Raw genomic sequence first — 23,848 nt, 5'->3', positions numbered from 1 at the left:
ATAACTTCATTTTTATGTTTCCTTTTTCAAGGACTCTAAGATTGATCACATCAGCCTAGTTAGGATTAAATAATTTTTGCAAAAAAAAAGAGTTACTTCGGAGTTTTTTATTATAAACGCGACCTCTGCAGTAGATCACAATACCAAAATCCATAATCAAAAGCATCAGTTGCATTTGTATCACAAGCGGTATTAGACGAATCTTCTTTTGGTTTTTCATATTTGCGATACACGATTTCTCCAATTTCAAAATCAATCGGATTTGAGAAAATAGGGCCATCAAAAGTGAAGGTATGAAACTCGCCATTTTCACCACAAACATCTACATTTTCAGGCAAATCGTTAATAAAATCCTGATCAATTATCCTTCCTACAAAGCTTTTGTCTAGAAATCGCTCGTTGACACAAACGACAATGGTTTTAAAGCCCAGTCCAATGAATTCCTGTAATAAGTCATCCGTTGGTACTTTCCAAAGTGGAAAAACGCCTTCAAATCCCATAATAGCAAGTTTTTCTTCTCGATATTTACGTAGGTCTTCGAGGAAAATATCACCAAAAATAGAGTGAGTTAGCCCTTTATTTTTTAGTTTTTCCAAAGTTGTTTGTACAACAATTTCATACACTTCCATTGTTGGCATTTCGGGGATTTGCATGATCTCCAGAGGCAGTCCGATGCTTTTGGCCTGTTGTTCCAATAATTCTACACGAACACCATGCATGGAAATACGCTGAAATTCTTGATTTACGCTGGTAAGCAAACAACTGATTTCAAATTCAGGATCGCGTAATACTTTATAAAGGGCTAGAGCAGAGTCTTTTCCGCTACTCCAATTAAATAGGGCTTTCTTTTTCAAGGTTTTTATATTGTGAATTTCTATCCGTAAACTTACAAAAATACTTCTGTTTGTTCCTTGAATCCTTTGTAACTTTGGCTTTTACTTATTAAATTTTATCGAATGAAATACCTGTTTCTTTTACTCTCTTCGTTAGCTTTCGCCCAACAAACTAAATTTGTTGATTTCAAATCGGTTTCGGGTCAATTAACTTTAGCTGCAAAAGACAAATCTGTTGCAGGTGCGGTACATTATAGTTTGGAGGTGCTAAAGCCAATTGACACCATAAAAATTGATGCACAAAACATGAGTTTTATCGATGTGAAACTGAATGATAAAGTGGTCTCTTTTATAAATACAACTAAGCAACTGCAAATCATTTTTCCGTTCAAAAATGGCAAAAATGAAATCAGTTTTATATATAAAGCGACACCAAAACAGGCTTTGTATTTTGTTGGTTCTGAATCTGCAGATGATTTGCAAATCTGGACGCAGGGACAAGGAAGATATACCAGCAATTGGTTTCCGAGTTTTGATGATGTTAATGAAAAAATGATTTTTAATATTAACCTCGCTTATAATCAGGAATATCAGGTTATTTCAAACGGAATGCTGACCAATAAAACGACCAGCCACAATATGACTTTATGGCAATATAAGATGGAAAAGCCCATGAGTTCTTATCTGCTGATGCTTGCCATTGGCAAATTTGATAAGCATACGGAGAAAACAAAATATGGAACTGAATTAGAATTGTACCTGGAGCATAAGGATGCAGACAGGTATGAACCGACCTACCGATATTCCGTTCGAATGTTTGATTTTCTGGAGAAGGAAATAGGAGTGAAGTATCCATGGAAAGTGTATAAGCAAATTCCGGTTCGTGATTTTCTCTATGCTGGAATGGAAAACACTTCGGCTACCTTATTTTCTAGTCGCTATGTAGTCGATTCTACTGGCTTCGAAGACCGCAATTATACCAATGTTAATGCACACGAATTGGCGCATCAGTGGTTCGGTGATTTAATCACGGCCGAAAGCGGTAAACACCATTGGCTACAGGAAGGCTTTGCGACTTACTATGCCTCACTTGCAGAACGAGAAATCTACGGGGATGATTATTTCTATTCCAAATTATATGAAACAGCACAACAAATCAAATATGCGTCCAGAACAGATACAATTCCGATTCTAAATGAAAAAGCAAGTTCCTTAAGTTTTTATCAAAAAGGAGCTTGGGCACTATTCGTTTTACATGAAGCAATAGGTGATAAAGCATTCAAAAAAGCGGTACGTAATTACTTAGAGAAATATTCATTCCAAACTGTAAAAACGCAAGATTTCTTTGATGAAGTCAATAAAGTTTCTAATTTTGATACCAATAAATTTAGTAAAGTATGGCTTGAATCTACTGTATTTAGTACAGAGAAAGCCAATGATTTATTAAATAAAAACAAAACTACTCAGTTATTACTTGAATTGGATAAAATTAAGAAAAAGCCATTATCAGAAAAAGCAGTATTTATGGCTGATATTCTTCAGTCACACGTATATTATACGGTGAAAGAAGCAGTTGTGAATCAGCTGAAAAACGAAAATTTTGAAGCTAAAAACCAGCTATTGGAGCTGGCTTTGGCGACTAACGATGTGCAAGTTCGTCAGGCTGTCGCCACTACAAATTCAAAAATCCCCGAAGATTTCAGAAAGCAATATGAACGTTTATTGAACGATAAATCATATCAAACGCAGGAAATAGCTTTATTTTATTTATGGAATAATTTTCCCGAAGAACGTTTTGTTTACTTGGAATTATCAAAAGACTGGATTGGTTTTAATGATTATAATCTAAGAACATTATGGCTGTCGCAAGCACTTTCCACTCCAGGATATGAGGCAAACAAAACAGCTTTGATCGCAGAATTAATCAATTATTCATCACCCAATTACGAGGCAATCACACGTCAAAAAGCTTTGGAAAAACTAATCGGTTTTCAATTGATTAATGATGCTGTTTTAAAGAATTTGGTCAATGCGACCACGCATCACATGTGGCAGTTTTCTAAATTTGGAAGAGACAATATTAGAAAATTATTAAAAGATAAGGAAATGGTACTTTCGTTTGAAAGAATACTGCCTCAACTCGATGAAAAAGAACAATTCCAGTTGAATAGGCTTTTAAAAGAATTGTAGTTTCTTTTAAAAGCCTAACTTTAATCACTTTATTTGAATAACTATAAAGGTTCTAAAAACTACCATAATTCCCCAACCTCATTCTTAATAAATGCCAATGCAGCACTACTTGGAGATGGTTTTTCCAATAAATCACTAATAACTGCTTCTCGTAAACCATCAGCATTCATTACTTTTTCATTTTTAGCGGCTAAACGGATCATTTGGATGGTTGCATTTTTTGCGGTAACAATAATAGACCAGCATTTGGCTGAAATATAGATTTGTTGCGCTAAATTATGTTCAAACTCTTGTTCAATTTGTGCTATAACAAAATTGCGATATTCATCTTTATCTTGTGAAACAGGTGCAATTCTTACCATCAATTGAGAGGGATTAATACGCTCCATTAACAAAGTCATACGCTCGTAAGCCTGTAACCGAATTGGTAGTATTGCTTGTTGATTGTCTTTTTGTAACAACCAACGTCTAGTGTTTTGTTGGTCTTTAAAATGCGCATTAAATAAATAGTACGCAACAGCGCCAGTAATTAATGATGGAATAGTGTAAGCTAATATTTCGATGATATTTATAGAATTCATGTTGATTTAAATTTTGTCAAGCAAAAATATACTTTTTGATTTAATTTCTCCTTATTTATAGTGCAATTTACAATGGCGAGTACTATTTTTGCGAAAAAAATATAGCTACATTTTTCGCTTGCTGAATTAGAAATATAAATGGAAACATACATTATTGTTTTACTTTGCGTTGCTGCTTTTGCTGCTGGATTTATTGATGCGATTGTTGGTGGAGGAGGTTTAATTCAGACTCCTGCAGGTTTGATATTACTACCTAATTTACCAGTTTCCACCGTTATTGGAACCTTAAAAATACCCGCTTTTAGTGGAACTTCATTTGCAGCATACCAATACCTAAAAAAGGTCACGATGAATTGGCGTTTATTATTGATTATGGTTGGTGTTGCGATGCCCTCAGCTTTTGCAGGTTCTATGTTATTGACTTACATGAGTAATGATTTTATGAAACCGCTTTTACTGTTTATTCTTTCATTATTAGCTATTTATACCTACGCTAAGAAAAATTTTGGACAGCATGTTGCTAAAAATCTATCGGAGCGAACTCAAATATTAAATGCTATCGTGATTAGTTTTATCGTTGGGTTTTATGACGGTTTTATTGGCCCAGGCACAGGAAGTTTTTTTGTAGTAGCCTTCATTGCTTTGATGGGTTTTGATTTTCTTCACGCTTCTGCGAATGCTAAAATGGTCAATCTCGCGACTAATTTTGGATCTATTTGTCTGTTTATGTTAAAAGGGAAGATAATTTGGGCAATTGCCTTACCAATGGCTGCCAGTAATGCTTTAGGTGGATGGCTAGGGGCGAAACTAGCGATTACAAAAGGAAATGGCTTCATCCGAATATTCTTTTTGGTTGTTGTTGTTGGGACACTAATTCGGTTTGCTTACGATGTGTTTTTCAAATAAGCCACGATAAACTTTAAGTGCATCGTTTTGATTTTTGAAGTCTTAATCAAAAGAAATGAAATCCGTTTTTTAATTCTTAAATTCTTATTTTTGCATAAATAGATAATTTCCATGCAAAAATACATTTCCCAACTTAACGAAGCACAACGCGAACCCGTATTGCAAAAAGACGGCCCTATGATTATTATCGCTGGTGCCGGTTCAGGTAAAACCCGTGTTTTGACGATACGTATTGCTTATTTGATGCATCAAGGAGTGGATGCATTTAATATTTTGTCGCTGACTTTTACCAATAAGGCAGCACGCGAAATGAAAAAGCGTATTTCTGACATTGTAGGGTCCAGTGAAGCAAAGAATCTTTGGATGGGAACGTTTCACTCTGTATTTGCCAGAATTCTACGATCGGAAGCGCATCTGTTAGGATATCCTTCTAATTTTACGATATATGATTCCCAGGATTCACTTCGTGCTATTTCTGGAATTATCAAAGAAATGCAATTGGATCGAGATGTTTACAAACCCAAACAGGTTTTAGGGAGAATTTCTAACTTTAAAAATAGTTTGATTACCGTAAAAGCGTATTTCAATGATCGTGATTTACAAGAAGCGGACGCAATGTCTAAAAAACCTCGTATGGGGGAATTGTATCAAAATTATGTAGAGAAATGTTTCAAGTCTGGAGCGATGGATTTTGATGATTTATTATTAAAAACGAATGAATTGTTGACTCGTTTTCCGGAAGTTTTGGCGAAGTACCAAAACCGTTTCCGTTATATTCTGGTAGATGAGTACCAGGATACAAATCATTCCCAATATTTGATTGTTAGAGCATTATCAGATAAGTTTCAAAATATATGCGTGGTAGGTGATGATGCGCAAAGTATTTATGCGTTTCGTGGTGCCAATATCAATAACATCTTGAACTTCCAGAAGGATTATGAAGGAGTAAAAACCTTTCGTTTAGAACAAAATTACCGTTCGACAAAAAATATTGTGGAAGCAGCAAATACAATTATTGATAAAAATAAAACCAAACTGGATAAAATTGTTTGGACGGCTAATGATTTTGGACCTAAAATAAAAGTGCACCGCAGTATGACCGATGCCGAAGAAGGTCGTTTTGTTGCTGGAACAATTTTCGAGCAAAAGATGCAAAATCAAATGAATAATGGCGATTTTGCAATCTTATACCGCACCAATGCACAATCCCGCGCGATGGAAGACGCATTGAGAAAAAGAGATATTCCGTATCGAATTTATGGTGGTTTGTCTTTTTACCAAAGAAAAGAAATAAAAGATGTATTATGTTATTTGCGATTGGTAATCAATCCAAAGGATGAAGAAGCATTAATGCGCGTGATTAATTATCCAGCACGAGGGATAGGAAATACTACGATCGAAAAATTGATGGTTGCTGCTAATCATTATAAAAGATCCATCTTTGAGGTGATGCAAAATATTGACAAAATTGACTTGAAACTGAATTCGGGAACTAAACAAAAACTATTGGATTTTGTTACCATGATTCAAAGTTTTCAGGTGATAAATGAAAATCAAGATGCTTTTTATCTGACGGATCATGTTTCTAAAAAAACAGGATTGGTTCAGGAATTAAAGAAAGATGCTACTCCTGAAGGAATGGCTAAAGTTCAGAATATAGAAGAATTATTAAACGGAATCAAAGACTTTACCGAAGGACAGAAAGAAATTGATGGTGCTCGTGGCGCCTTAGCTGAATTCATGGAAGATGTGGCTTTGGCGACAGATCTCGACAAAGATACCAGTGACGAAGACCGTGTGGCATTGATGACAATACATTTGGCTAAAGGGCTTGAATTTCCTCATGTTTTTGTTGTGGGGATGGAAGAAGACCTGTTTCCAAGTGCCATGAGTATGAGCACCAGAAGTGAACTGGAGGAAGAACGACGCTTGTTCTATGTGGCGCTGACACGTGCAGAACATCAAGCCTATTTAACCTATGCGCAATCGCGATACCGCTGGGGTAAATTGACAGATAGTGAACCCTCTCGTTTTATTGAAGAAATAGACGGGCAATATTTAGAATACCTAACGCCTGCAGAAAATAATTATCGTTACAAACCGATGATTGACAGCGATATTTTTGGTGATGTGGATAAATCCAAATTGCGTTTGGCTAAACCGGCTAATGGAACACCTCCGCAACAAATCAAAGGAAACACAGCCAACTCTGAAATAAATATTCGTAAATTGAAGCCTGTGGCGGGAAAATCCATGTCGGGAGGATCTAATTTATTTGACAACAAATTAGTTACTGGAAACATTGTGATGCACGAACGTTTTGGAAAAGGAGAAGTGTTAAATATAGATGGAGTGGGCGCGGATAAAAAAGCTGAGATCAAATTTGATGTGGGTGGCATAAAAAAATTATTATTGCGTTTTGCAAAATTGGATATAATCGGATAATTTTTTTTAAAGTTTATAGTTGTTGATATAACGAACTTTAGACTTTACATTTTAAAACTTTAAACAAAAAAAAATGGCTCAATTTATAAAAATATACCCAGACAAACCAAACGAAGCGGCTATAGCCAAAGTAGTAAAGGTTTTAAAAGATGGTGGTTTAGTTATTTATCCAACTGATACGGTGTATGGGTTGGGGTGCGATATCACAAATACAAAAGCATTAGAACGAATTGCTAAGATAAAAGGGATTAAGTTAGACAAAGCTAATTTTTCATTCATTTGCCATGACTTAAGCAACATTTCTGATTATGTAAGGCAAATAGATACGGCTACTTTTAAACTTTTAAAAAGAGCTTTACCTGGGCCATATACTTTTATTTTACCAGGCAATAATAATTTACCTAAAGAATTTAAGAAGAAAACAACGGTTGGAATACGTGTACCCGATAATTCCATCGCTTTGGAAATTGTTCGTCAATTAGGAAATCCTATCGTTTCCACATCTATTCACGATGAAGACGATGTGATCGAATATACCACAGATCCTGAACTTATTTTTGAAAAATGGCAGAATTTGGTTGATATGGTAATCGACGGTGGTTATGGAGATAATGTAGGTTCTACGATAATAGATCTATCAGGTGAGGAGCCAATAGTGCTGCGTGAAGGAAAAGGAAGTCTGGATATTTTATAGTACATTTAATTTTGGCAAAATATTTGATTATATAATAATAATATTTATATTCGCAAACAACATTTTGTAAGATATTAAAGCATGTACTTCTTAATTAATATTTAATTGGTTATTAAAAAAAGATTGAGAATACATAAAAGCAGGTCGAAAGACCTGCTTTTTCTTTAAAAAAAAGCATAAAAAAAACGTTCCATATTTCGGAACGTTTTTCTTTTTCTGTACTTTGAATTACAAACTACCTTATGAAATTAAAAACTATTTTTTTGTGTTTTTCATTTCTTTCTCGATCATTTCGTAGAATTGATCAATTTTTGGTAAAACAACGATACGAGTTCTTCTGTTACGTGCTTTGTTTTCAGCAGTGTCATTTGCTACTAGTGGAATGTAAGAGCTTCTACCTGCAGCAATTAATTGTGCTGGGTTAACACCTAATTCATTCGTTAATACACGAATAATTGATGTAGAACGTTTCACACTTAAATCCCAGTTGTCAAGTAATATATTATTACCTATGTAAGGAACATTGTCAGTATGACCTTCAACCATACATTCGAAATCTGGTTTGTCATTTACTACTTTAGCAACTTTCGCTAAAATTCCTTTTGCTTGATCAGTTACATTATAACTACCGCTTTTGAATAATAATTTATCGGCAATAGAAATAAATACAACTCCTTTTTCAACATTAATTTCGATATCTGGATCACTGAATCCTACTGATCTTTTTAGACTTGTAACCAAAGCAAGTGTAACACTGTCTTTTTTAGTTAACGCATCTTGCATTCTCGTAATTTTTAAATCTTTTTCTTTGATAGACTCTAAAGCTTTTTCAATGTTTTCTGCACCTTTAGTAGTCAATACAGTCATATCTTTGGAAGTACTAATCAACGTTTGGTTGTGTTCTTTTAAACCAGCAACTGTAGCCGTTAGACCCGCTTTGTCTTCTAAGCAAGTATTTAATTTTACAGTACAACTATTTAATAAATCTTGAGTCTCCTTGTTTCTCGCCTCTAAATCGGTGTATTTCTTCTTAGAAACACAAGACGTTAAAAGGGCTAATACGGATAAGGCAATTACAATTTTTTTCATAAATTTAATGTTTAGTGAATTACAAAAATAGTTTTAATAAAGTTAATAAAATATACAATTTAATGTTAAAAATCATCTCACAAAGACCTTGCCAGAAATTATATAGTATTGGTAAACGATGCTTTTGCTGGTATAGTATTTCTTCATCTGAAAATCTCCTCTTTTCTTGTAAGTTACTAAAAATAAAGTATAAAAAGAATAATTAGCTTTAAGAATTGCTGAAAAATGAGAAAATTTTCCTTGAAAAATAAATTGCATTCCTGCAATTCCATCTAAAATCATTCGGCTAAATAAAACACCCAACAAGTTTTCTTTGGGAACGTTTTTGGTTAACATTAGTAATGAATTTCTGAAATTCAAATAGGTTTTCTTTGGATTTCCCAATTGTAGGGTGGCTCCGCCCACGTGATACACTACCGATTTGTAATTGTATTTTATAGAATATCCCTTATTTATGGTTCGCCAACACAGGTCGATCTCCTCCTGATGAGCAAAAAAATCATCGTCAAATCCGTGTAGTTCTTTGTAGACATAGCTTCGAATAAAAAAACAAGCTCCTGAAGCCCAAAATATCTCTCTTTCATCATCATATTGTCCTTTGTCTTCTTCGATAGTTTCAAAGAGACGTCCCCGACAATAGGGATACCCATATTTATCGATGAAACCACCTGCTGCTCCAGCATATTCAAAGTACTTTTTATTCTTAAAATCTAATATTTTAGGTTGTACAATAGCAGTTTGAGGTTCATTTTTAAAAGTATCTATTATAGGTGCTAACCAGTTTTGTGTAACTTCTATGTCCGAATTAACCAAAGCATATATTTCAGCATCAATGTGTTTCAGTGCTTCATTATATCCCTGTGCAAAACCAAAATTATCGGTGTTTTTGACAATTTTCACAGTAGGGTAGTGCCTTTGTACAAAAGAGATGGACTCATCTGTAGAAGCATTATCTGCGACATAAATAGTGGCTTCTGGGGAAAACGCGAGTATCGAAGGTAAAAATTGCTCTAATAATTGGACACCATTCCAATTAAGGATAACGACTGCTATATTCATTTTGATTATTTAGATAGTATATTCAGGGAGTTCGAGCAGAAATTGGTATTTCTCATTTTCGAAATCCATTTGGCAAAAGTAATGATTCATTCCGTTGGTTACCATCAAATATTCTGCTTTCATAGTCATGTTGTAGCGGGCAATTTGGTCAAAGGTAGCTTGGGCAATTTTTATTTCGGGAGCTTTGCATTCGATTAAGACACAGATTGAGCCATCCGAGTTAAAGACTACAACGTCATATCTTTTTCGTAATCCGTTGATTTTAAGAACTTTTTCTACGTTAATCAGAGATTTAGGATATTTTTTTTCTTCCAATAAAAAACGAACAACATGCTGACGTACCCATTCCTCTGGTGTGAGAACGATAAATTTTTTCCTGATTTCGTCAAAAATAGACACTTTATTTTCGCTATTTTTGAAGCGGAAAGTATAAGAAGAAAAATCCAGTTGCTGCATCAGGCAAAAATAATTAAAATGTTTAAAGTTTACCGTTTAAAGTTATTGTTATTTGTAACATTGTGACTGAATACTGTAACTAAACACTGAATACTGAAAAAATGGACGAGGTTATAAAAATTCTGAATGATATAAAAAGCGGGGACATCAAACCGATTTATTTTTTGATGGGTGAAGAACCGTACTATATTGATATCGTATCAGACTACATTGAAAAAAATGTCTTGTCTGAAGAGGAAAAAGGATTCAATCAAACCGTTTTGTACGGTAGAGATGTTTCTATTGAGGATATCATTTCTACAGCCAAACGTTATCCAATGATGGCGGAACGTCAGGTAGTGATTGTAAAAGAAGCACAAGATTTGAGTCGTACTATTGATAAACTAGAAAACTATGCAGATAATCCAATGCCTTCTACCGTTTTAGTGATTTGTTACAAATACAAAACATTGGATAAACGTAAAAAAGTAACTAAGGTACTGGGGAAAAATGGTTTGGTTTACGAAAGCAAAAAGTTATATGAGAACCAAGTTGGAGATTGGATCAAACGAATATTAGCTAGTAAAAAATATACGATTGAACCCAAGGCCAATGCTATGCTTGTGGAATTTTTGGGAACAAACTTGGGGAAAATAAACAATGAGTTGGAGAAGTTGCAAATTATATTACCTAAAGGAAGCATAATCACTCCTAAAGATATCGAAGAAAATATTGGGTTCAGTAAAGACTTTAATGTATTTGAACTTCGCAAAGCAATTGGAGAAAGGAACCAACTTAAAGCGTATACCATTGCAGCAAATTTTGCGAACAATCCGAAAGAGAATCCAATGGTCGTAACTACTAGTCTGGTTTTTGGTTTTTTTATCCAATTATTGAAATACCACGGACTGAAAGACAGAAACCCGAAAAATGTCGCAGCAGTTATTGGAGTCAATCCTTTTTTTCTAAAAGAATACGATGTGGCACTTAAAAATTACCCTATGAAAAAGGTAAGTCAAATTGTGGCTTCCTTACGGGATATCGATGTAAAAAGCAAAGGAGTAGGGGCTAGTTCGATGTCAAATTCAGACTTGCTACGAGAAATGCTGTATAATATATTCAATTAGCAGTTAAATTCACGATATTTGCATTTTAAAAAACAGTCTTTAATTATGGGAATGAATAAGAATACCGTCTTAGGATGGGCTACTTTTATAATGATAGTAATGGGTGTACTCTTAATAGGTCTTGGTGCTTTTAGATATAGTGATGTTTCCGGATGGGGATTTGCTGCTGTTGGCGTTGGGTTCTTAGCAAATGCTTGGGTATTTAGCTCACTCAAAGGGAGACTGTAAAAAATGTTTTAAATATTGAATTTTAAATTAAAAATAATAAAAAATGGCAGACGATAAGAAAGTAATATTCTCAATGTCAAAGTTGAGTAAAACCTATCAAGGAGCAGATAAGCCTGTTCTTAAAAATATCTATTTGAGTTTCTTTTATGGAGCTAAAATTGGTATTTTAGGACTAAATGGTTCAGGTAAATCATCCTTATTAAAAATTATCGCTGGTACGGATAAAAACTATCAGGGAGATGTTGTTTTTGCACCGGGGTATACGGTTGGTTATTTAGAACAAGAACCCATTTTGGATGATAGCAAAACAGTGATCGAAATTGTTCGTGAAGGTGTTGCTGAAACTATGGCTGTATTGGAGGAATTCAACCAAATCAATGATAGTTTTGGTCTTCCAGAAGTTTATGAAGATGCAGAAAAAATGGAGAAACTCATGGATCGTCAAGCTTTGTTACAAGACAAAATTGATGCATTAGGGGCATGGGAAATTGATACAAAATTAGAAATTGCAATGGATGCTTTGCGCACTCCTGATGCAGATACACCTATAAAGAACCTTTCTGGAGGGGAACGTCGTCGTGTGGCTTTATGCCGTTTATTATTGCAACAACCAGATGTATTGCTTCTTGATGAGCCTACCAATCACTTGGATGCAGAGAGTGTATTATGGTTAGAACAACATTTAGCGCAATATGCAGGAACAGTTATCGCTGTAACGCACGATAGGTACTTTTTGGATAATGTTGCCGGTTGGATTTTAGAGTTGGATAGAGGAGAAGGGATACCGTGGAAAGGAAACTATTCTTCTTGGTTAGAGCAAAAGTCAGGACGTATGGCACTTGAAGAAAAAGTAGCTTCAAAACGTAGAAAAAACTTAGAACGTGAGTTGGACTGGGTTCGCCAAGGTGCTAAAGGACGCCAAACGAAACAGAAAGCACGTTTACAGAACTACGATAAAATGCTTAATGAAAATCAAAAAGAATTAGACGAAAAATTAGAAATTTATATTCCTAATGGACCACGTTTAGGTACTAATGTAATCGAAGCCAAAGGCGTTTCTAAAGCCTATGGGGATAAATTATTATACGATAATTTAAACTTTACATTACCACAAGCCGGAATAGTTGGGATTATAGGGCCTAACGGTGCTGGTAAATCTACTATTTTTAGAATGATAATGGGAGAAGAAAAACCAGATGCTGGTGAATTTGTAATTGGTGATACAGTTAAGATTGCCTATGTCGATCAAGCGCACTCTAATATAAATCCTGATAAATCTATTTGGGAAAACTTCTGTGATGGTCAAGAATTAATTATGATGGGAGGACGTCAAGTGAATTCTCGTGCGTATTTAAGCCGTTTTAACTTTGGAGGAAGTGATCAAAACAAGAAAGTTTCAACACTTTCTGGTGGAGAGCGTAACCGCTTACATCTTGCTATGACTTTGAAAGAAGAAGGTAACGTTTTGCTACTAGATGAGCCTACCAATGACTTAGATATTAATACGCTACGTGCTTTAGAGGAAGGTCTTGATAATTTTGCAGGTTGTGCAGTGGTAATTTCGCATGACAGATGGTTCTTAGATAGAATTTGTACGCACATTCTTGCCTTTGAAGGAAACTCTGATATGTATTATTTTGAAGGTGGTTTCTCTGAATACGAAGAAAACAAGAAAAAACGTTTAGGTGGGGATTTAACTCCAAAACGTTTGAAATACAGAAAACTAATTAGAAGTTAATTCTAGTTTTTACACAACAATAAAAAGGATGCCCATTTCGGCATCCTTTTTTTTTGGTTTCAAATTATAGTTAAGACGATGTGGTTAAAACAGCCACCCAATTTGTAGTCTATGTTAAAAGAGGAAAGTACCTACTGCGCTCCATATTTAGATACAACAATACATCTAAAAACCACACACGAAAGTATGAGATTTGAGGTACCTCGATTTATCTATCCTTAAATGGCTTAAAAGCAATCCTAATCTTATTTCTTTTTCTTGTCATTATTCATTAATAATATTACAGATGTGATTATTGCGAGGACAACAAATCCAAAGACAAAAACAATAATAAACGAACCATTATCCCAATTTACAAGTGCTATATTTTTCATATTAAATTTTTTTATAAATCAAAAATATAAATTTTGTCACTGAAACAATATGATAAAAATCATTAAATAATATTTTATGTTAAAAATTTTGATTTTAACTCCGGTGTAGGAATCATACAACTCTCTTTTTTGCCAAACCATTTGTATCTGTTTCTAGCAACCCAATCGTATATCAAGTCGCTTAATGAGCTTGGCAAAATTTTAAAAACACCCAGTAAACTATAAAAAGAACCAAGCTGAGAAGCAATTTCTAAAGCCGCTTCCGATTTGTGGTAATAAGCAATTCCAGGCTCGTATAGAATGATACTGTCCATTTTTTTGGAGTCAATCCCAATATGGTTACTAATCTTTTTCCCTAAATCAGACTGCAAAGCTACAAACCGGAAGAGGTCTTTTTTATCGTGTTTTATGATAAATTGTACTGCCGAATTGCACAAATTACAGACGCCATCAAAGAGGATTATTTTTTTTTCTTTAGGTAGTTTTTGCATTTTTTTTTATTGTGAGGCCAAAATAGTTTCTAAAACCGACTAAACGCTGATCACTTCAATGTTAATACTAATTATTTCTTCTTCATCGCTTCCACCAACTCTAGTTCGTCTAAACTAACTTTTGACGTAAACATGCCGTAATTTACAGTTGCTTTATTTTTTTCTATGGTATCAATACTTCCTACTGCTTTTCCTTCCAGCATTCGTACACGATCACCTATTCTTAAAATAGCCTTGACTTTTTCGATAACAGGTTTCAATTTCTTTTCCTTCTTTTCTTTCCTGATTTCCTCTACATGTACAGTAACTTCTGCAATGACTTCTTTCTTCTTGGCTACAATAGCTTTGGCTTCTTTTGGCGTTGCTTTCTTGCGTTTTGAATTTTCAATTTCGATGATTTTTAAAAACTCACCAATAAGGTCTTTTTTACTTTTGTTATTGAAATATTTTTCGGCAATGTCTTCAATTTTCTGACCTATGTAAATGGTCTTTTGATTGCTGTCATATAATTCCTGATAGCTTTCTAGTTTTTGCTTGATTTTGACATTGATTGTTTCCATTTTCTTTCCTTCCTCGCGCGCTTTAGTTTCTTCTTCCTTTAGCGTTTGTGAGGTCTTTTCCATCTTAGAACGCTCCTTTTGCAAGGTGGCAATAGTTTTATCAAATCGTACTTTTCCAACTTCAATTTTCTTCTTGGCACGATTGATCAGACTAAACGGAATTCCGTTTTTCAATGCTACTTCAAAAGTAAAGGAACTTCCCGCTTGACCCAAAGCTAATTTATACATGGGTTCCAATGACTTTTCATCAAACATCATATTAGCATTAGTCGCAAATGGCAACTCATTAGCCAAAATTTTTAAATTCGAATAGTGCGTTGTTATGATTCCAAAAGCTTCTCGATGGTAGAATTCTTCAAGGAAAATTTCAGCCAAAGCACCACCCAATTCTGGGTCGGAACCAGTACCAAATTCATCAATCAGGAACATTGTTTTCTTGTTACATTTCTTCAAGAAGTAGTTCATGTTCTTTAGTCGGTAACTGTATGTACTCAGATGATTTTCAATGGATTGATTGTCTCCAATATCTGTAAGTATTCTATCGAATAAAAAAGTCTCTGAGCGTTCATGAACTGGAATCAACATTCCGGACTGCAACATCAATTGGAGCAACCCAACCGTTTTTAAAGAGATTGTTTTTCCTCCAGCATTAGGTCCAGAAATTACAATGATTCTGTTTTCCTGTTGCAGTTCAATAGTTTGCGGATGCGTAATTTCTTTTTTCTGTTTGTTGTTCAGATACAAAATAGGATGGTAGGCATCTCTAAAATAAAGACGGCGATTGTCCGTAATTTGAGGCATGATACCATTGATTCGGTTAGCATATTTTGCTTTAGCAGCAATAACATCAATATCACTTAGGAAATCCTGGTATTGAATTAACAACGGTAAAAACGGACGGATATCATTCGATAATTGTTTTAAAATACGAGTGATTTCTTCGGTTTCTTCATATTCTAAATTACTTAATTCACGAGAATATTTCAGTGTGGTCTCCGGTTCGATATAAGCGATGCTTCCTGTTTTCGAACTTCCCAGTATTGATCCTTTGACTTTACGACGGTACATGGCTAAAACAGCCAAAACCCTGCGATTTTGAACAAAACTTTCTTTAATATCATCAAGATAACCTAAACTGTTGTATTGCGTCAGTGCAACACCAAAACTTTGGTTGACTTTACCACGAATTACGTTTATGTCTCTGCGAATATTCAATAAATCAGGAGATGCATTGTCTTTTATTTCACCGTATTTATCTACGATCGCATCAACGGAGCTGATAATTTCTTTGGTGAGATCCACTTGGGAGGCTCTGGTATTTAAATGCGGGTAATAGTCATCGAATTTTTTGAAATAATTCAATAAAAAATTAACCGTTGAAGATAAGGTTGCAATTTTTCTAAAACTTCCCACTTCTAGAAAACTATCTTCAATCGCCAGAAATTTAATTTCGTGGCTTATGGCATCAAAACCATGATTGGGAATCGCATTGTTATTTTGAAAGGAAGAGACATATTCAGATGTTTGCATTAAAGCTTGCATCAAAGTTTCTTTGTCTTTAAAAGGGGTTATTTCTAAGGCTTTTTGTTTTCCAATGTCTGTGTTACAGATGGTCGAAATGGTTTCGAGTACAGTTGGGAATTGTAAATCTTGTAATGTTTTTTCGGTAATGGATATCATTCTTTTTTCTAAATTGCAATGAAGCAAAGTTACAAAGATTCTGTGTTAAATCAGACTATCACTTAGTGTACTTTATGATATATCTATAGTTGAATTCTATTTTACTCTCTTTGGTAATGAAATAAAACAAAAATGGAGAAACAATCGACATTTTGTTATGCTAATTTAGGAAATGACTTCGTAATCTTACTGTATATTTGCGCAACAACTTTACATTATGAAAATCAATCTTGATCCCAAGTGGCAGGCTATTTTAACAGACGAAATTCAGAAACCTTATTTTCATGAATTAATGAAAAATGTAGATGAAGAATACAAGCTTCATACTTGTTATCCCCCAAATGAGTTGATTTTTGCGGCTTTTAACTATTGTAGTTTCAAAGAGGTAAAAGTCGTGATCATAGGTCAGGATCCCTACCACGGTAAAGGCGAGGCTAATGGCTTGGCTTTTTCTGTAAATGATGGGGTACGTATTCCGCCTTCGCTACGAAATATTTTCAGGGAAATAAGTGATGAATTAGAAACCTTATTTTTACCATCATCAGGTAATTTAGAGTCGTGGGCAAAGCAGGGTGTTTTATTGTTGAACGCTTCGCTAACGGTAAGGGAAGATACGCCAAACAGTCATAAACATTTAAAATGGAACGTTTTCACGGATGCCGTAATTCAAAAGATTTCGGAGGGTAAGGAACAGGTGGTGTTTTTACTTTGGGGTAATTTTGCGCATAAAAAAGGACTTAAAATAGACCGAAGCAAACATTTAGTTTTAGAGTCGGGACATCCGTCGCCGATGAGTGCAAATCAGGGAAAGTGGTTTGGGAATAAGCATTTCAGTAAAACAAATTCCTATTTGAAGGCAAGTGGTAAAACCGAAATTGATTGGATTTTCAATAATGGGAGTCTTTTTTAATAACTCGAATTTTTTAAACAAATAGAAACATAGGTTTTTCTACTTCTAATACTGCTTCTAAATATAGCATAACCCAAATAATAAAAGCCTTCTATTCTATTTTATAAACTATAGCACCTAGTTTGTCACGCTAAAAGCGTCGTAGGATAAGTACGCAACTTTGCTGAGACGCTTCCAGCGTGACAAATAGTAAGACTGATTGTTATGCCAAACACAAGTACAGTATAGTCCGAACTAATTTTTGTCACATCGAGCGGAGTCGAGATGCAATAGTGGTTCTCGACTCCGCTCGAACTGACAATTGGACTGTTTTATAATTAGCATAGGTATTATCTAGACGACATGGCACTATAATATCTATCATTAGTATCATTCTCGCGTGAGGGATTGAAGCTTGCTACCGAAGTAGCGCGTAAAGCCCGACAGCATATAAAAATAGGGCTCATTACCGCAAAGTAATGAGCCCTATTTTTATATGGTGGCACGTCTAAATAATGAAACTGACTGCTATTTTATTTCTTAATGATTTCTTCCAGAATAGCTTTGTCCTCGCGGTTGCTTACTTTCAATATGATTTCTTGGTTTTTAGTAGTTTTCCCTTCAATCACGTAAAGTTTAGCTTTGTGAAATTCAGTATTGCTATTATCAAAATCAATATCTCCAAACTCTAATGTGTTTTTAATGTCGATAGTGTCAATCCATTTTTCGGCTAAAACTTGAGAGGCTTTTTCAGAATATTCAAATGGTTTATTCCTTAAATCATTTAAAACTCTGGCATTAGGAAAATAATTACAACGGGTATCTTTTCCGCTAAATACAAGAGAAACAAAAAATATACCTATAACTAACCCCACTAAATAGTAGGCAAAACGATGGAAAAACTTCATGAATTATTTTTTTGCAAAGATAACGGAAAGTTTACTTAAAATACAATTAAATTGATATCGTTATTAGGCAAATCAAACCAATCGCCAATGACTTTATTCGTCAGGATTCCGTGGTAAAAGTAGACTCCGTGCTTTAATCCAATATCACAGCGAATAGCACTTTCTAGTCCGCCATCTTCGGCAATTTGCATTAAGAAAGGAGAAATAATATTACTGATTCCCAGCGAAGCCGTTTTTGAATAACGTGAAGGAATATTGGGAACACAATAATGCACTACATTACTTTTAATGAAGGTCGGCTTTTCATGAGACGTAACCTCTGAGGATTCAAAACACCCTCCTGTATCAATGCTGACATCGACAATTACTGCGCCTCTTTTCATATGTTCTACCATGGTTTCAGTAACTACTACCGGACAGCGTTCAATACCCGTCATAGCTCCAATGGCAACATCACACCGTCGTAATGCCTTAAGTAACGATTTAGATTGTATAGTGGAGGTAAAAATACGTTGATTCAGGTTATTTTGCAGTCGGCGTAGTTTTGTGATGGAATTATCAAAAACTTTTACGCTTGCCCCTAATCCAAGGGCGGTTTTAGCAGCAAATTCTCCCACTGTTCCTGCACCTAAAATAACGACATCTGTTGGGGGAACTCCAGTTATATTTCCAAATAGTAGCCCTTTTCCGAATTCATTTGTAATCATAAGTTCAGCCGCAATTAATATCGAGGCAGTTCCTGCAATTTCACTAGAAGATCGTACAGCAGGGTAGCTGCCGTCTTCATCTTTTATATATTCAAATGCTAAAGCAGTTATCTTTTTTTTGCTCAAGGCTTCAAAATAACTTTTCTGCATCGTTTTTAATTGAATCGACGAGATTAGAATAGTCTGATTGTTCATCATAGCAATCTCAGCAAGAGTAGGAGGGCCAACTTTCAAAATCATTGGACAGCTAAATACTTTGGCTGTATCTTTTGTCACTTCGGCACCAGCATCGCTATATTCTTTATCAGAATAACTAGAACTTTCACCGGCTCCTGATTCTATCATTACACGGTGTCCGTTGAAAGACAAGGAATTAACAGCATCTGGAGTAAGGCAAATACGACGTTCCTGATAACTCGTTTCTTTGGGAATACCAATAAAAAGATCGCTTTTTTTTCTGGCTACCTCGAGTTTTTCTTCTTGTGGTAATAATTGTTGTTTAGTAAAAGGAGTGAGTGCTATTGACATTGATAAAGTGATTATTAGAGGTAAAATTACGCAAAAAGATTAAAAAAAGTTCCTTTCTGCAGGTATAAATATTCAAAACAAAACAATCTACAGTTCCTTATATTCGTTTTTCCATTTTAATATCGGCTCTTTCATAAACGCCATCTTCTAAAGGTATTTCCTTAAATCCATATTTTTCATACAGTCCAATTGCAGTAGCCAGTTTTCTGTTAGAGTATATAATAATCTTTTCAAGATGCTTTTCTCCGGCGGCTTTGATGCAATGTTCCATCAGTTTTTTTCCTATTCCCAGCCCTTGCAAACCATCAGTAACGGCCATTTTACTCAATTCAAATTCTGTATCATTCATTTTTATCAATGAAACGGTACCTACAATGACATCATTGTATTTAGCATAAAATATCATTCCGCCTTTGTCAATGATTTCTTCCTGAGGATTAGAAAGTACTCGCTCGTCTTTGGGTTCTATTTTAAAATATTTAGTAAGCCATTCTATATTTAATGTTTTTATCGGTTCCTTTAAATCAGAAGAAAAAGGGATAATTACAACTGTATTCTCTGCGTTCATGATAGATTTTATTGGTCTCAAATAGAGTTTAAAACTATGTACTTTCAGTGCATCTCGCTTTAGCTTCTAAAAAATGTTAACTTCGCAGATTGGCAAATTTAAAATAATTGATTTAAGATAATTTGCGAATCTGCGGTAAATATTAGCAATACAACATGCAGACTTTAAGTCTGACAATCAAATCTATGGACTTTAAGTCCATAGTGGTTTAGTTAGCTCAATTCTAACAAACGTTTGCCACCGGCAATTTCCTTTATAGTGATAACAGAATGGGAATCGGGGATTAGGTTTGGGATATTTTCGGCCCATTCGATAAAACACCAATTTCCCGAGTAAAGATATTCATCTACTCCCATGTCTAATGCTTCTGTTTCAGTTTTTAAACGATAGAAATCAAAATGATAAACAGTCTTATTATCGACAGTATGATATTCGTTTACTAAAGAAAAGGTTGGACTGCTAGTTGCTTCCGTAACGCCTAGTTCTTTGGCTAATTGTTTGATAAAAGTAGTTTTGCCAGCACCCATATCTCCGTGAAAAAGAATCACTTTATTCGGGTTTTTAGCAACAATCTTGCGTGCTGTCTTTTCGATTTCATCTAATGAAAAAGTAATTTCCATGGTCATATTTCTTAGTGTTTAAGAACATAGTCGTTAGTTCTAAATCTAGGGGATTAGAACTAACGACTATGTTCTTACTTTGGATTAAAGATCAAAAACGGAATAATCATTTCTTCTAATGAAATTCCACCGTGCTGATAGGTATTTTTATAATAACTTACATAATGATTGTAATTATTTACATAAGCCAAAAACAAATCATTTTTTGCAAAAATATAAGAACTACTCATATTAATGGCAGGTAAGCCTATTTTTTTTGGTTCTTTGACAGCATATACGTCTTTGTACTCATAGGTAAGACTACGTCCTGTTTTGTAACGCAAATTAAGACTCGTATTTTTATCCCCTACGACTTTCGACGGGTTTTTTACATTTATTGTTCCATGATCTGTGGTTAAAATCAATTTGAAACCAAGTTTTTGAGCCTGTTGGATGATTTCTAACAGCGGAGAGTTCTTGAACCAACTCAAGGTCAACGAGCGATACGCTTTATCATCAGAAGCGAGTTCTTTTACCACGTCCATTTCTGTTTTAGCATGCGATAACATATCAACAAAATTATACACCACAGTAACTAGGTCGTTGTCTTTTAATCCTTTAAAATTTTCTACCAGTTTTTTACCAGCGGCCAAATTGGTGATCTTGAAATAATCTTCTTTAATATTCAGTCCTAATCGTTTTAACTGTGCCGATAAAAACTCTGCTTCGTACAGGTTTTTACCGCCTTCTTCGGGGTCATTTTTCCAGTACTGCGGAAACTGTTTTTCCATTTCTAATGGTGTTAAACCAGAGAAAATAGCGTTTCTAGCATATTGGGTTGCCGTGGGAAGAATAGAGAAGTACGGCACTTCTTTTTCCACTTTATAATAGTTAGACACTTCGCTCTCAAAGGTTTTCCACTGGTCGTAGCGCAAATTATCGATGACTACAAACAAAATGGGTTTGTCTTTTTTTACGATTTCAGGAACGACTAATTCCCTGAATAAAGTATGTGATTGAATAGGCTTGTCTGCCTTTGGTAAAAACCAATCTTCATAATTGCGTTCGATGAATTTTCCAAACTGCGAATTGGCTTCGGCTTTTTGAGACTCTAAAATTTCAATCATCCCATGATCGTTGATATTCTCCAGATTAAGTTCCCAAAAAATCAACTTCTTGTACAACTCCACCCAGTCTTCATAGGAATTCACCATCGCCATTTCCATAGAAATTTTTCGGAATTCTTTTTGGTAATCCAAGGTCGTTTTTTGCGAAATCAAGCGGGAGTGATCTAAGTTCTTTTTTAAACTCAATAAAATCTGATTGGGATTCACCGGTTTAATCAAGTAATCGGCAATTTTAGAACCTATAGCTTCCTCCATGATATACTCCTCCTCACTTTTGGTGATCATAATCATAGGAACGGCTGATTTTTTCTCTTTCATCTCAGAGAGCGTTTCCAGACCACTCATACCAGGCATGTTTTCATCTAGGAAAACGATGTCAAAATTCTCGTTATCAAATATATCTATGGCGTCGCGACCGTTATTGCAGGTCGTAACACTGTAATTTTTCTTTTCCAGGAACAATATGTGGGGTTTTAAATAATCGATTTCATCATCTACCCAAAGTATTTTTATCTTATCCATATATTTTATAAATCGTATTTGTCTTTTTGTTTTATAGCCAATCCAAAGAATGAGTTGGCGTACAATTAATTATTATCCTTAAACGAAATTAATGCCCGTTCATTGTGGCAATTTACAGCTTTTTGAAGCGCTAATTTCCTAATATTATGATAAAATTTCTTGATAAAAGGAGTAGTGGAGCGAAGCCCTTGGAAAAAGCAATATAACGGCTACAGTCATATTACTAGCGGCTGAAGGTTAAGAATCATGGCGTGCCCTTCGTGATTGCTGCGTTGCACTTCGCTAATCACTTCGGTCGGGCTATACGTTGCAATCTTTATTATTTTAAATAAAAAATAATAAAGGATTTCCACTTCTATCCCTCACGCAGCCTCGATACCGTCAATTAATATTGTTTTATAATAGGAATCGCAGTAAAAGTCATAATTGATACTTTATAATTTGTTATAGATGTTAATAACTCTTTCTGTTCTTTAAGATAAAATATCCTACATTTGAAAACCACGAAAAACAAAATTAATCCACAACAAGAAGATGCAGCGCATTTGTTTTTGTTGTGGATTTTTATGTCTTAGAGAAAGAGAGAATTTTAATAAAAAGAGGTATATAGTTGATGTTATATACAAGTTGGCGGTAACTTTAAAAAAAACATAATCTATAATGAAATATTTAATCTTAACCATTTTGACTTTATTAATTTCTTGTGCAAAGAAAAATGAATCAGAAAATTTAACTACAGATTCTAAAACAATAGAAATTGAAACTCTATTTAAAATGACAGACAAATCAGTGAAATTTTTATGGAGAGAAGATGAATATGACAAAGAATTGAAGGATACTGTCAATACCATTTTTATAAATCAAGAATATTGTAAAAAAATATCTGAACCAGAAAAAGCTGCACTCGGATTTGTTTCTAGCTTTATTGGGAGTGAATGTGATTGGGACGGTGAACCAAATAAAAAATATGATAATTTAAGTTGCAAAATCAATACTACACTTAATCTTGGTTATCAATGTTCTGAAACACATTTATCTTTTTTAAGAAAATGGTTTAAAAATGATAAAAAATCATTAAAGCGTTTGACAGATTGTTCTGCAATTCCATATACAGCAAGTTCTCAAGAAACATTTGATTATATAAATATTTTAACTAAAGGAGACACTATTATTATAACATTTAGAGCAAGTGGTGTAAATATGCGCAATGAAGAATCTTGGAGTTACAAAGAAGAAGACACATTTGTTTTAAAAAAAGACAATTTGTTTTTTGTGAAATCTAAAGAATCGGAAAATGAAAGTAGTTCATTTAAAATAGAAGAAGAAGAGGAAGAAGAAAACTAAAAGCTTCCGCCAACAGCGGTTTGGCTATATTGCGGTTTTTGTAGAAAAATCATGTTTACATTTCGCAATAAAGTTTATATTTAACAGAAAATAATCAGTCACGAATTCCGCAACATCGCCAAGCCGCGGGAACGTCAGGCTGTGAAAAAACTCCGTTTTTCACTTAATTAAGGCAAAAACAATCATTCTACACTTCAAAAGAAGCACGCTAAACAAGCTTATTTTT

The 23,848-nt window shown here is 34.5% G+C and carries 21 protein-coding genes; 9 read left to right on the top strand and 12 right to left on the bottom strand.

The genetic code is table 11. From position 1 onward, the window contains the following. Positions 1-110 precede the first annotated feature (110 nt). Positions 111-854 (bottom strand): Dph6-related ATP pyrophosphatase, encoded by a 744-nt coding sequence (locus tag BMW63_RS11495; RefSeq protein WP_074723620.1) that lies wholly within the window; start codon positions 852-854, stop codon positions 111-113. A gap of 102 nt (positions 855-956) precedes the next feature. Between BMW63_RS11495 and BMW63_RS11490 the strand changes: the two genes are divergently transcribed. Continuing rightward, positions 957-3,023, top strand: a complete 2,067-nt coding sequence (locus tag BMW63_RS11490) for a M1 family metallopeptidase (protein WP_074723619.1) — start codon at positions 957-959, stop codon at positions 3,021-3,023. Between the two features lie 59 nt (positions 3,024-3,082). Here BMW63_RS11490 and BMW63_RS11485 read toward each other — a convergent pair whose 3' ends face one another. After that, on the bottom strand, positions 3,083-3,604 hold the full coding sequence (locus BMW63_RS11485; protein WP_074723618.1) for a DUF7935 family protein: 522 nt from the start codon (positions 3,602-3,604) through the stop codon (positions 3,083-3,085). Positions 3,605-3,742: 138 nt separating this feature from the next. Here BMW63_RS11485 and BMW63_RS11480 point away from each other — a divergent pair, with 138 nt between their 5' ends. From BMW63_RS11480 to BMW63_RS11470, 3 genes are all read left to right on the top strand, one after another. Then, the gene (locus tag BMW63_RS11480) at positions 3,743-4,510 is read left to right on the top strand and encodes a sulfite exporter TauE/SafE family protein (RefSeq protein WP_074723617.1); all 768 of its coding nucleotides are present in this window, start codon (positions 3,743-3,745) and stop codon (positions 4,508-4,510) included. A 111-nt stretch (positions 4,511-4,621) separates the two neighbouring features. Beyond that, positions 4,622-6,955, top strand: coding sequence for an ATP-dependent helicase (locus tag BMW63_RS11475; RefSeq protein WP_074723616.1), 2,334 nt, complete (start codon positions 4,622-4,624; stop codon positions 6,953-6,955). A 73-nt stretch (positions 6,956-7,028) separates the two neighbouring features. Next, positions 7,029-7,649 (top strand): L-threonylcarbamoyladenylate synthase, encoded by a 621-nt coding sequence (locus BMW63_RS11470; protein ID WP_074723615.1) that lies wholly within the window; start codon positions 7,029-7,031, stop codon positions 7,647-7,649. A gap of 255 nt (positions 7,650-7,904) precedes the next feature. On the opposite strand, the gene BMW63_RS11465 is transcribed toward BMW63_RS11470, so the two are convergent. The 3 genes from BMW63_RS11465 to BMW63_RS11455 form a co-directional block, all read right to left on the bottom strand. Continuing rightward, positions 7,905-8,738 carry an OmpA/MotB family protein gene (locus BMW63_RS11465; RefSeq protein ID WP_074723614.1) on the bottom strand — a complete coding sequence of 278 codons (834 nt, stop codon included), beginning with the start codon at positions 8,736-8,738 and terminating at the stop codon, positions 7,905-7,907. A gap of 72 nt (positions 8,739-8,810) precedes the next feature. Then, positions 8,811-9,797: a glycosyltransferase family 2 protein gene (locus BMW63_RS11460; protein WP_074723613.1), complete on the bottom strand. Its 987-nt coding sequence runs from the start codon at positions 9,795-9,797 to the stop codon at positions 8,811-8,813. A 9-nt stretch (positions 9,798-9,806) separates the two neighbouring features. Next, positions 9,807-10,253 carry a type I restriction enzyme HsdR N-terminal domain-containing protein gene (locus BMW63_RS11455; RefSeq protein ID WP_074723612.1) on the bottom strand — a complete coding sequence of 149 codons (447 nt, stop codon included), beginning with the start codon at positions 10,251-10,253 and terminating at the stop codon, positions 9,807-9,809. Positions 10,254-10,354: 101 nt separating this feature from the next. On the opposite strand from BMW63_RS11455, the gene holA reads away from it, so the two are divergent. From holA to ettA, 3 genes are read left to right on the top strand one after another with little or no spacing between them, the layout of a single operon-like run. After that, entirely contained in the window at positions 10,355-11,359 is a 1,005-nt protein-coding gene (holA, locus tag BMW63_RS11450; protein WP_074723611.1) for a DNA polymerase III subunit delta, read from the top strand. A gap of 45 nt (positions 11,360-11,404) precedes the next feature. After that, complete coding sequence (locus tag BMW63_RS11445; RefSeq protein WP_074723610.1) at positions 11,405-11,587, top strand: CAL67264 family membrane protein; 183 nt, start codon at positions 11,405-11,407, stop codon at positions 11,585-11,587. Positions 11,588-11,630: 43 nt separating this feature from the next. Further along, a complete protein-coding gene (gene ettA, locus BMW63_RS11440; protein ID WP_074723609.1) occupies positions 11,631-13,325 on the top strand; it encodes an energy-dependent translational throttle protein EttA in 1,695 nt (564 codons plus the stop codon). Positions 13,326-13,773: 448 nt separating this feature from the next. Here the strand turns inward: ettA and BMW63_RS11435 are convergent, their stop codons facing one another. Further along, the gene (locus BMW63_RS11435; RefSeq protein WP_074723608.1) at positions 13,774-14,190 is read right to left on the bottom strand and encodes a thiol-disulfide oxidoreductase DCC family protein; all 417 of its coding nucleotides are present in this window, start codon (positions 14,188-14,190) and stop codon (positions 13,774-13,776) included. Between the two features lie 71 nt (positions 14,191-14,261). After that, the gene (locus BMW63_RS11430; protein ID WP_074723607.1) at positions 14,262-16,430 is read right to left on the bottom strand and encodes an endonuclease MutS2; all 2,169 of its coding nucleotides are present in this window, start codon (positions 16,428-16,430) and stop codon (positions 14,262-14,264) included. Between the two features lie 217 nt (positions 16,431-16,647). On the opposite strand from BMW63_RS11430, the gene BMW63_RS11425 reads away from it, so the two are divergent. Continuing rightward, a complete protein-coding gene (locus BMW63_RS11425) occupies positions 16,648-17,340 on the top strand; it encodes a uracil-DNA glycosylase (protein ID WP_074723606.1) in 693 nt (230 codons plus the stop codon). A 512-nt stretch (positions 17,341-17,852) separates the two neighbouring features. Here BMW63_RS11425 and BMW63_RS11420 read toward each other — a convergent pair. The 5 genes from BMW63_RS11420 to porX form a co-directional block, all read right to left on the bottom strand. Next, complete coding sequence (locus tag BMW63_RS11420) at positions 17,853-18,227, bottom strand: DUF4258 domain-containing protein (protein WP_074723605.1); 375 nt, start codon at positions 18,225-18,227, stop codon at positions 17,853-17,855. A 35-nt stretch (positions 18,228-18,262) separates the two neighbouring features. Continuing rightward, a complete protein-coding gene (locus BMW63_RS11415; protein WP_074723604.1) occupies positions 18,263-19,462 on the bottom strand; it encodes an alanine dehydrogenase in 1,200 nt (399 codons plus the stop codon). Positions 19,463-19,559: 97 nt separating this feature from the next. After that, complete coding sequence (locus BMW63_RS11410; protein ID WP_074723603.1) at positions 19,560-20,030, bottom strand: GNAT family N-acetyltransferase; 471 nt, start codon at positions 20,028-20,030, stop codon at positions 19,560-19,562. Between the two features lie 212 nt (positions 20,031-20,242). Beyond that, positions 20,243-20,650: a tRNA (adenosine(37)-N6)-threonylcarbamoyltransferase complex ATPase subunit type 1 TsaE gene (tsaE, locus tag BMW63_RS11405; RefSeq protein WP_074723737.1), complete on the bottom strand. Its 408-nt coding sequence runs from the start codon at positions 20,648-20,650 to the stop codon at positions 20,243-20,245. 74 nt (positions 20,651-20,724) lie between these two features. Further along, positions 20,725-22,278, bottom strand: a complete 1,554-nt coding sequence (porX, locus tag BMW63_RS11400) for a T9SS response regulator signal transducer PorX (RefSeq protein WP_074723602.1) — start codon at positions 22,276-22,278, stop codon at positions 20,725-20,727. Positions 22,279-22,938: 660 nt separating this feature from the next. Between porX and BMW63_RS11390 the strand changes: the two genes are divergently transcribed. After that, positions 22,939-23,622 carry a hypothetical protein gene (locus BMW63_RS11390; RefSeq protein WP_074723600.1) on the top strand — a complete coding sequence of 228 codons (684 nt, stop codon included), beginning with the start codon at positions 22,939-22,941 and terminating at the stop codon, positions 23,620-23,622. Positions 23,623-23,848 lie beyond the last annotated feature (226 nt).

This window comes from Flavobacterium frigoris (assembly GCF_900111075.1).
GTDB lineage: Bacteria > Bacteroidota > Bacteroidia > Flavobacteriales > Flavobacteriaceae > Flavobacterium > Flavobacterium frigoris.
This window is presented reverse-complemented; position numbering and strand designations above follow the sequence as displayed.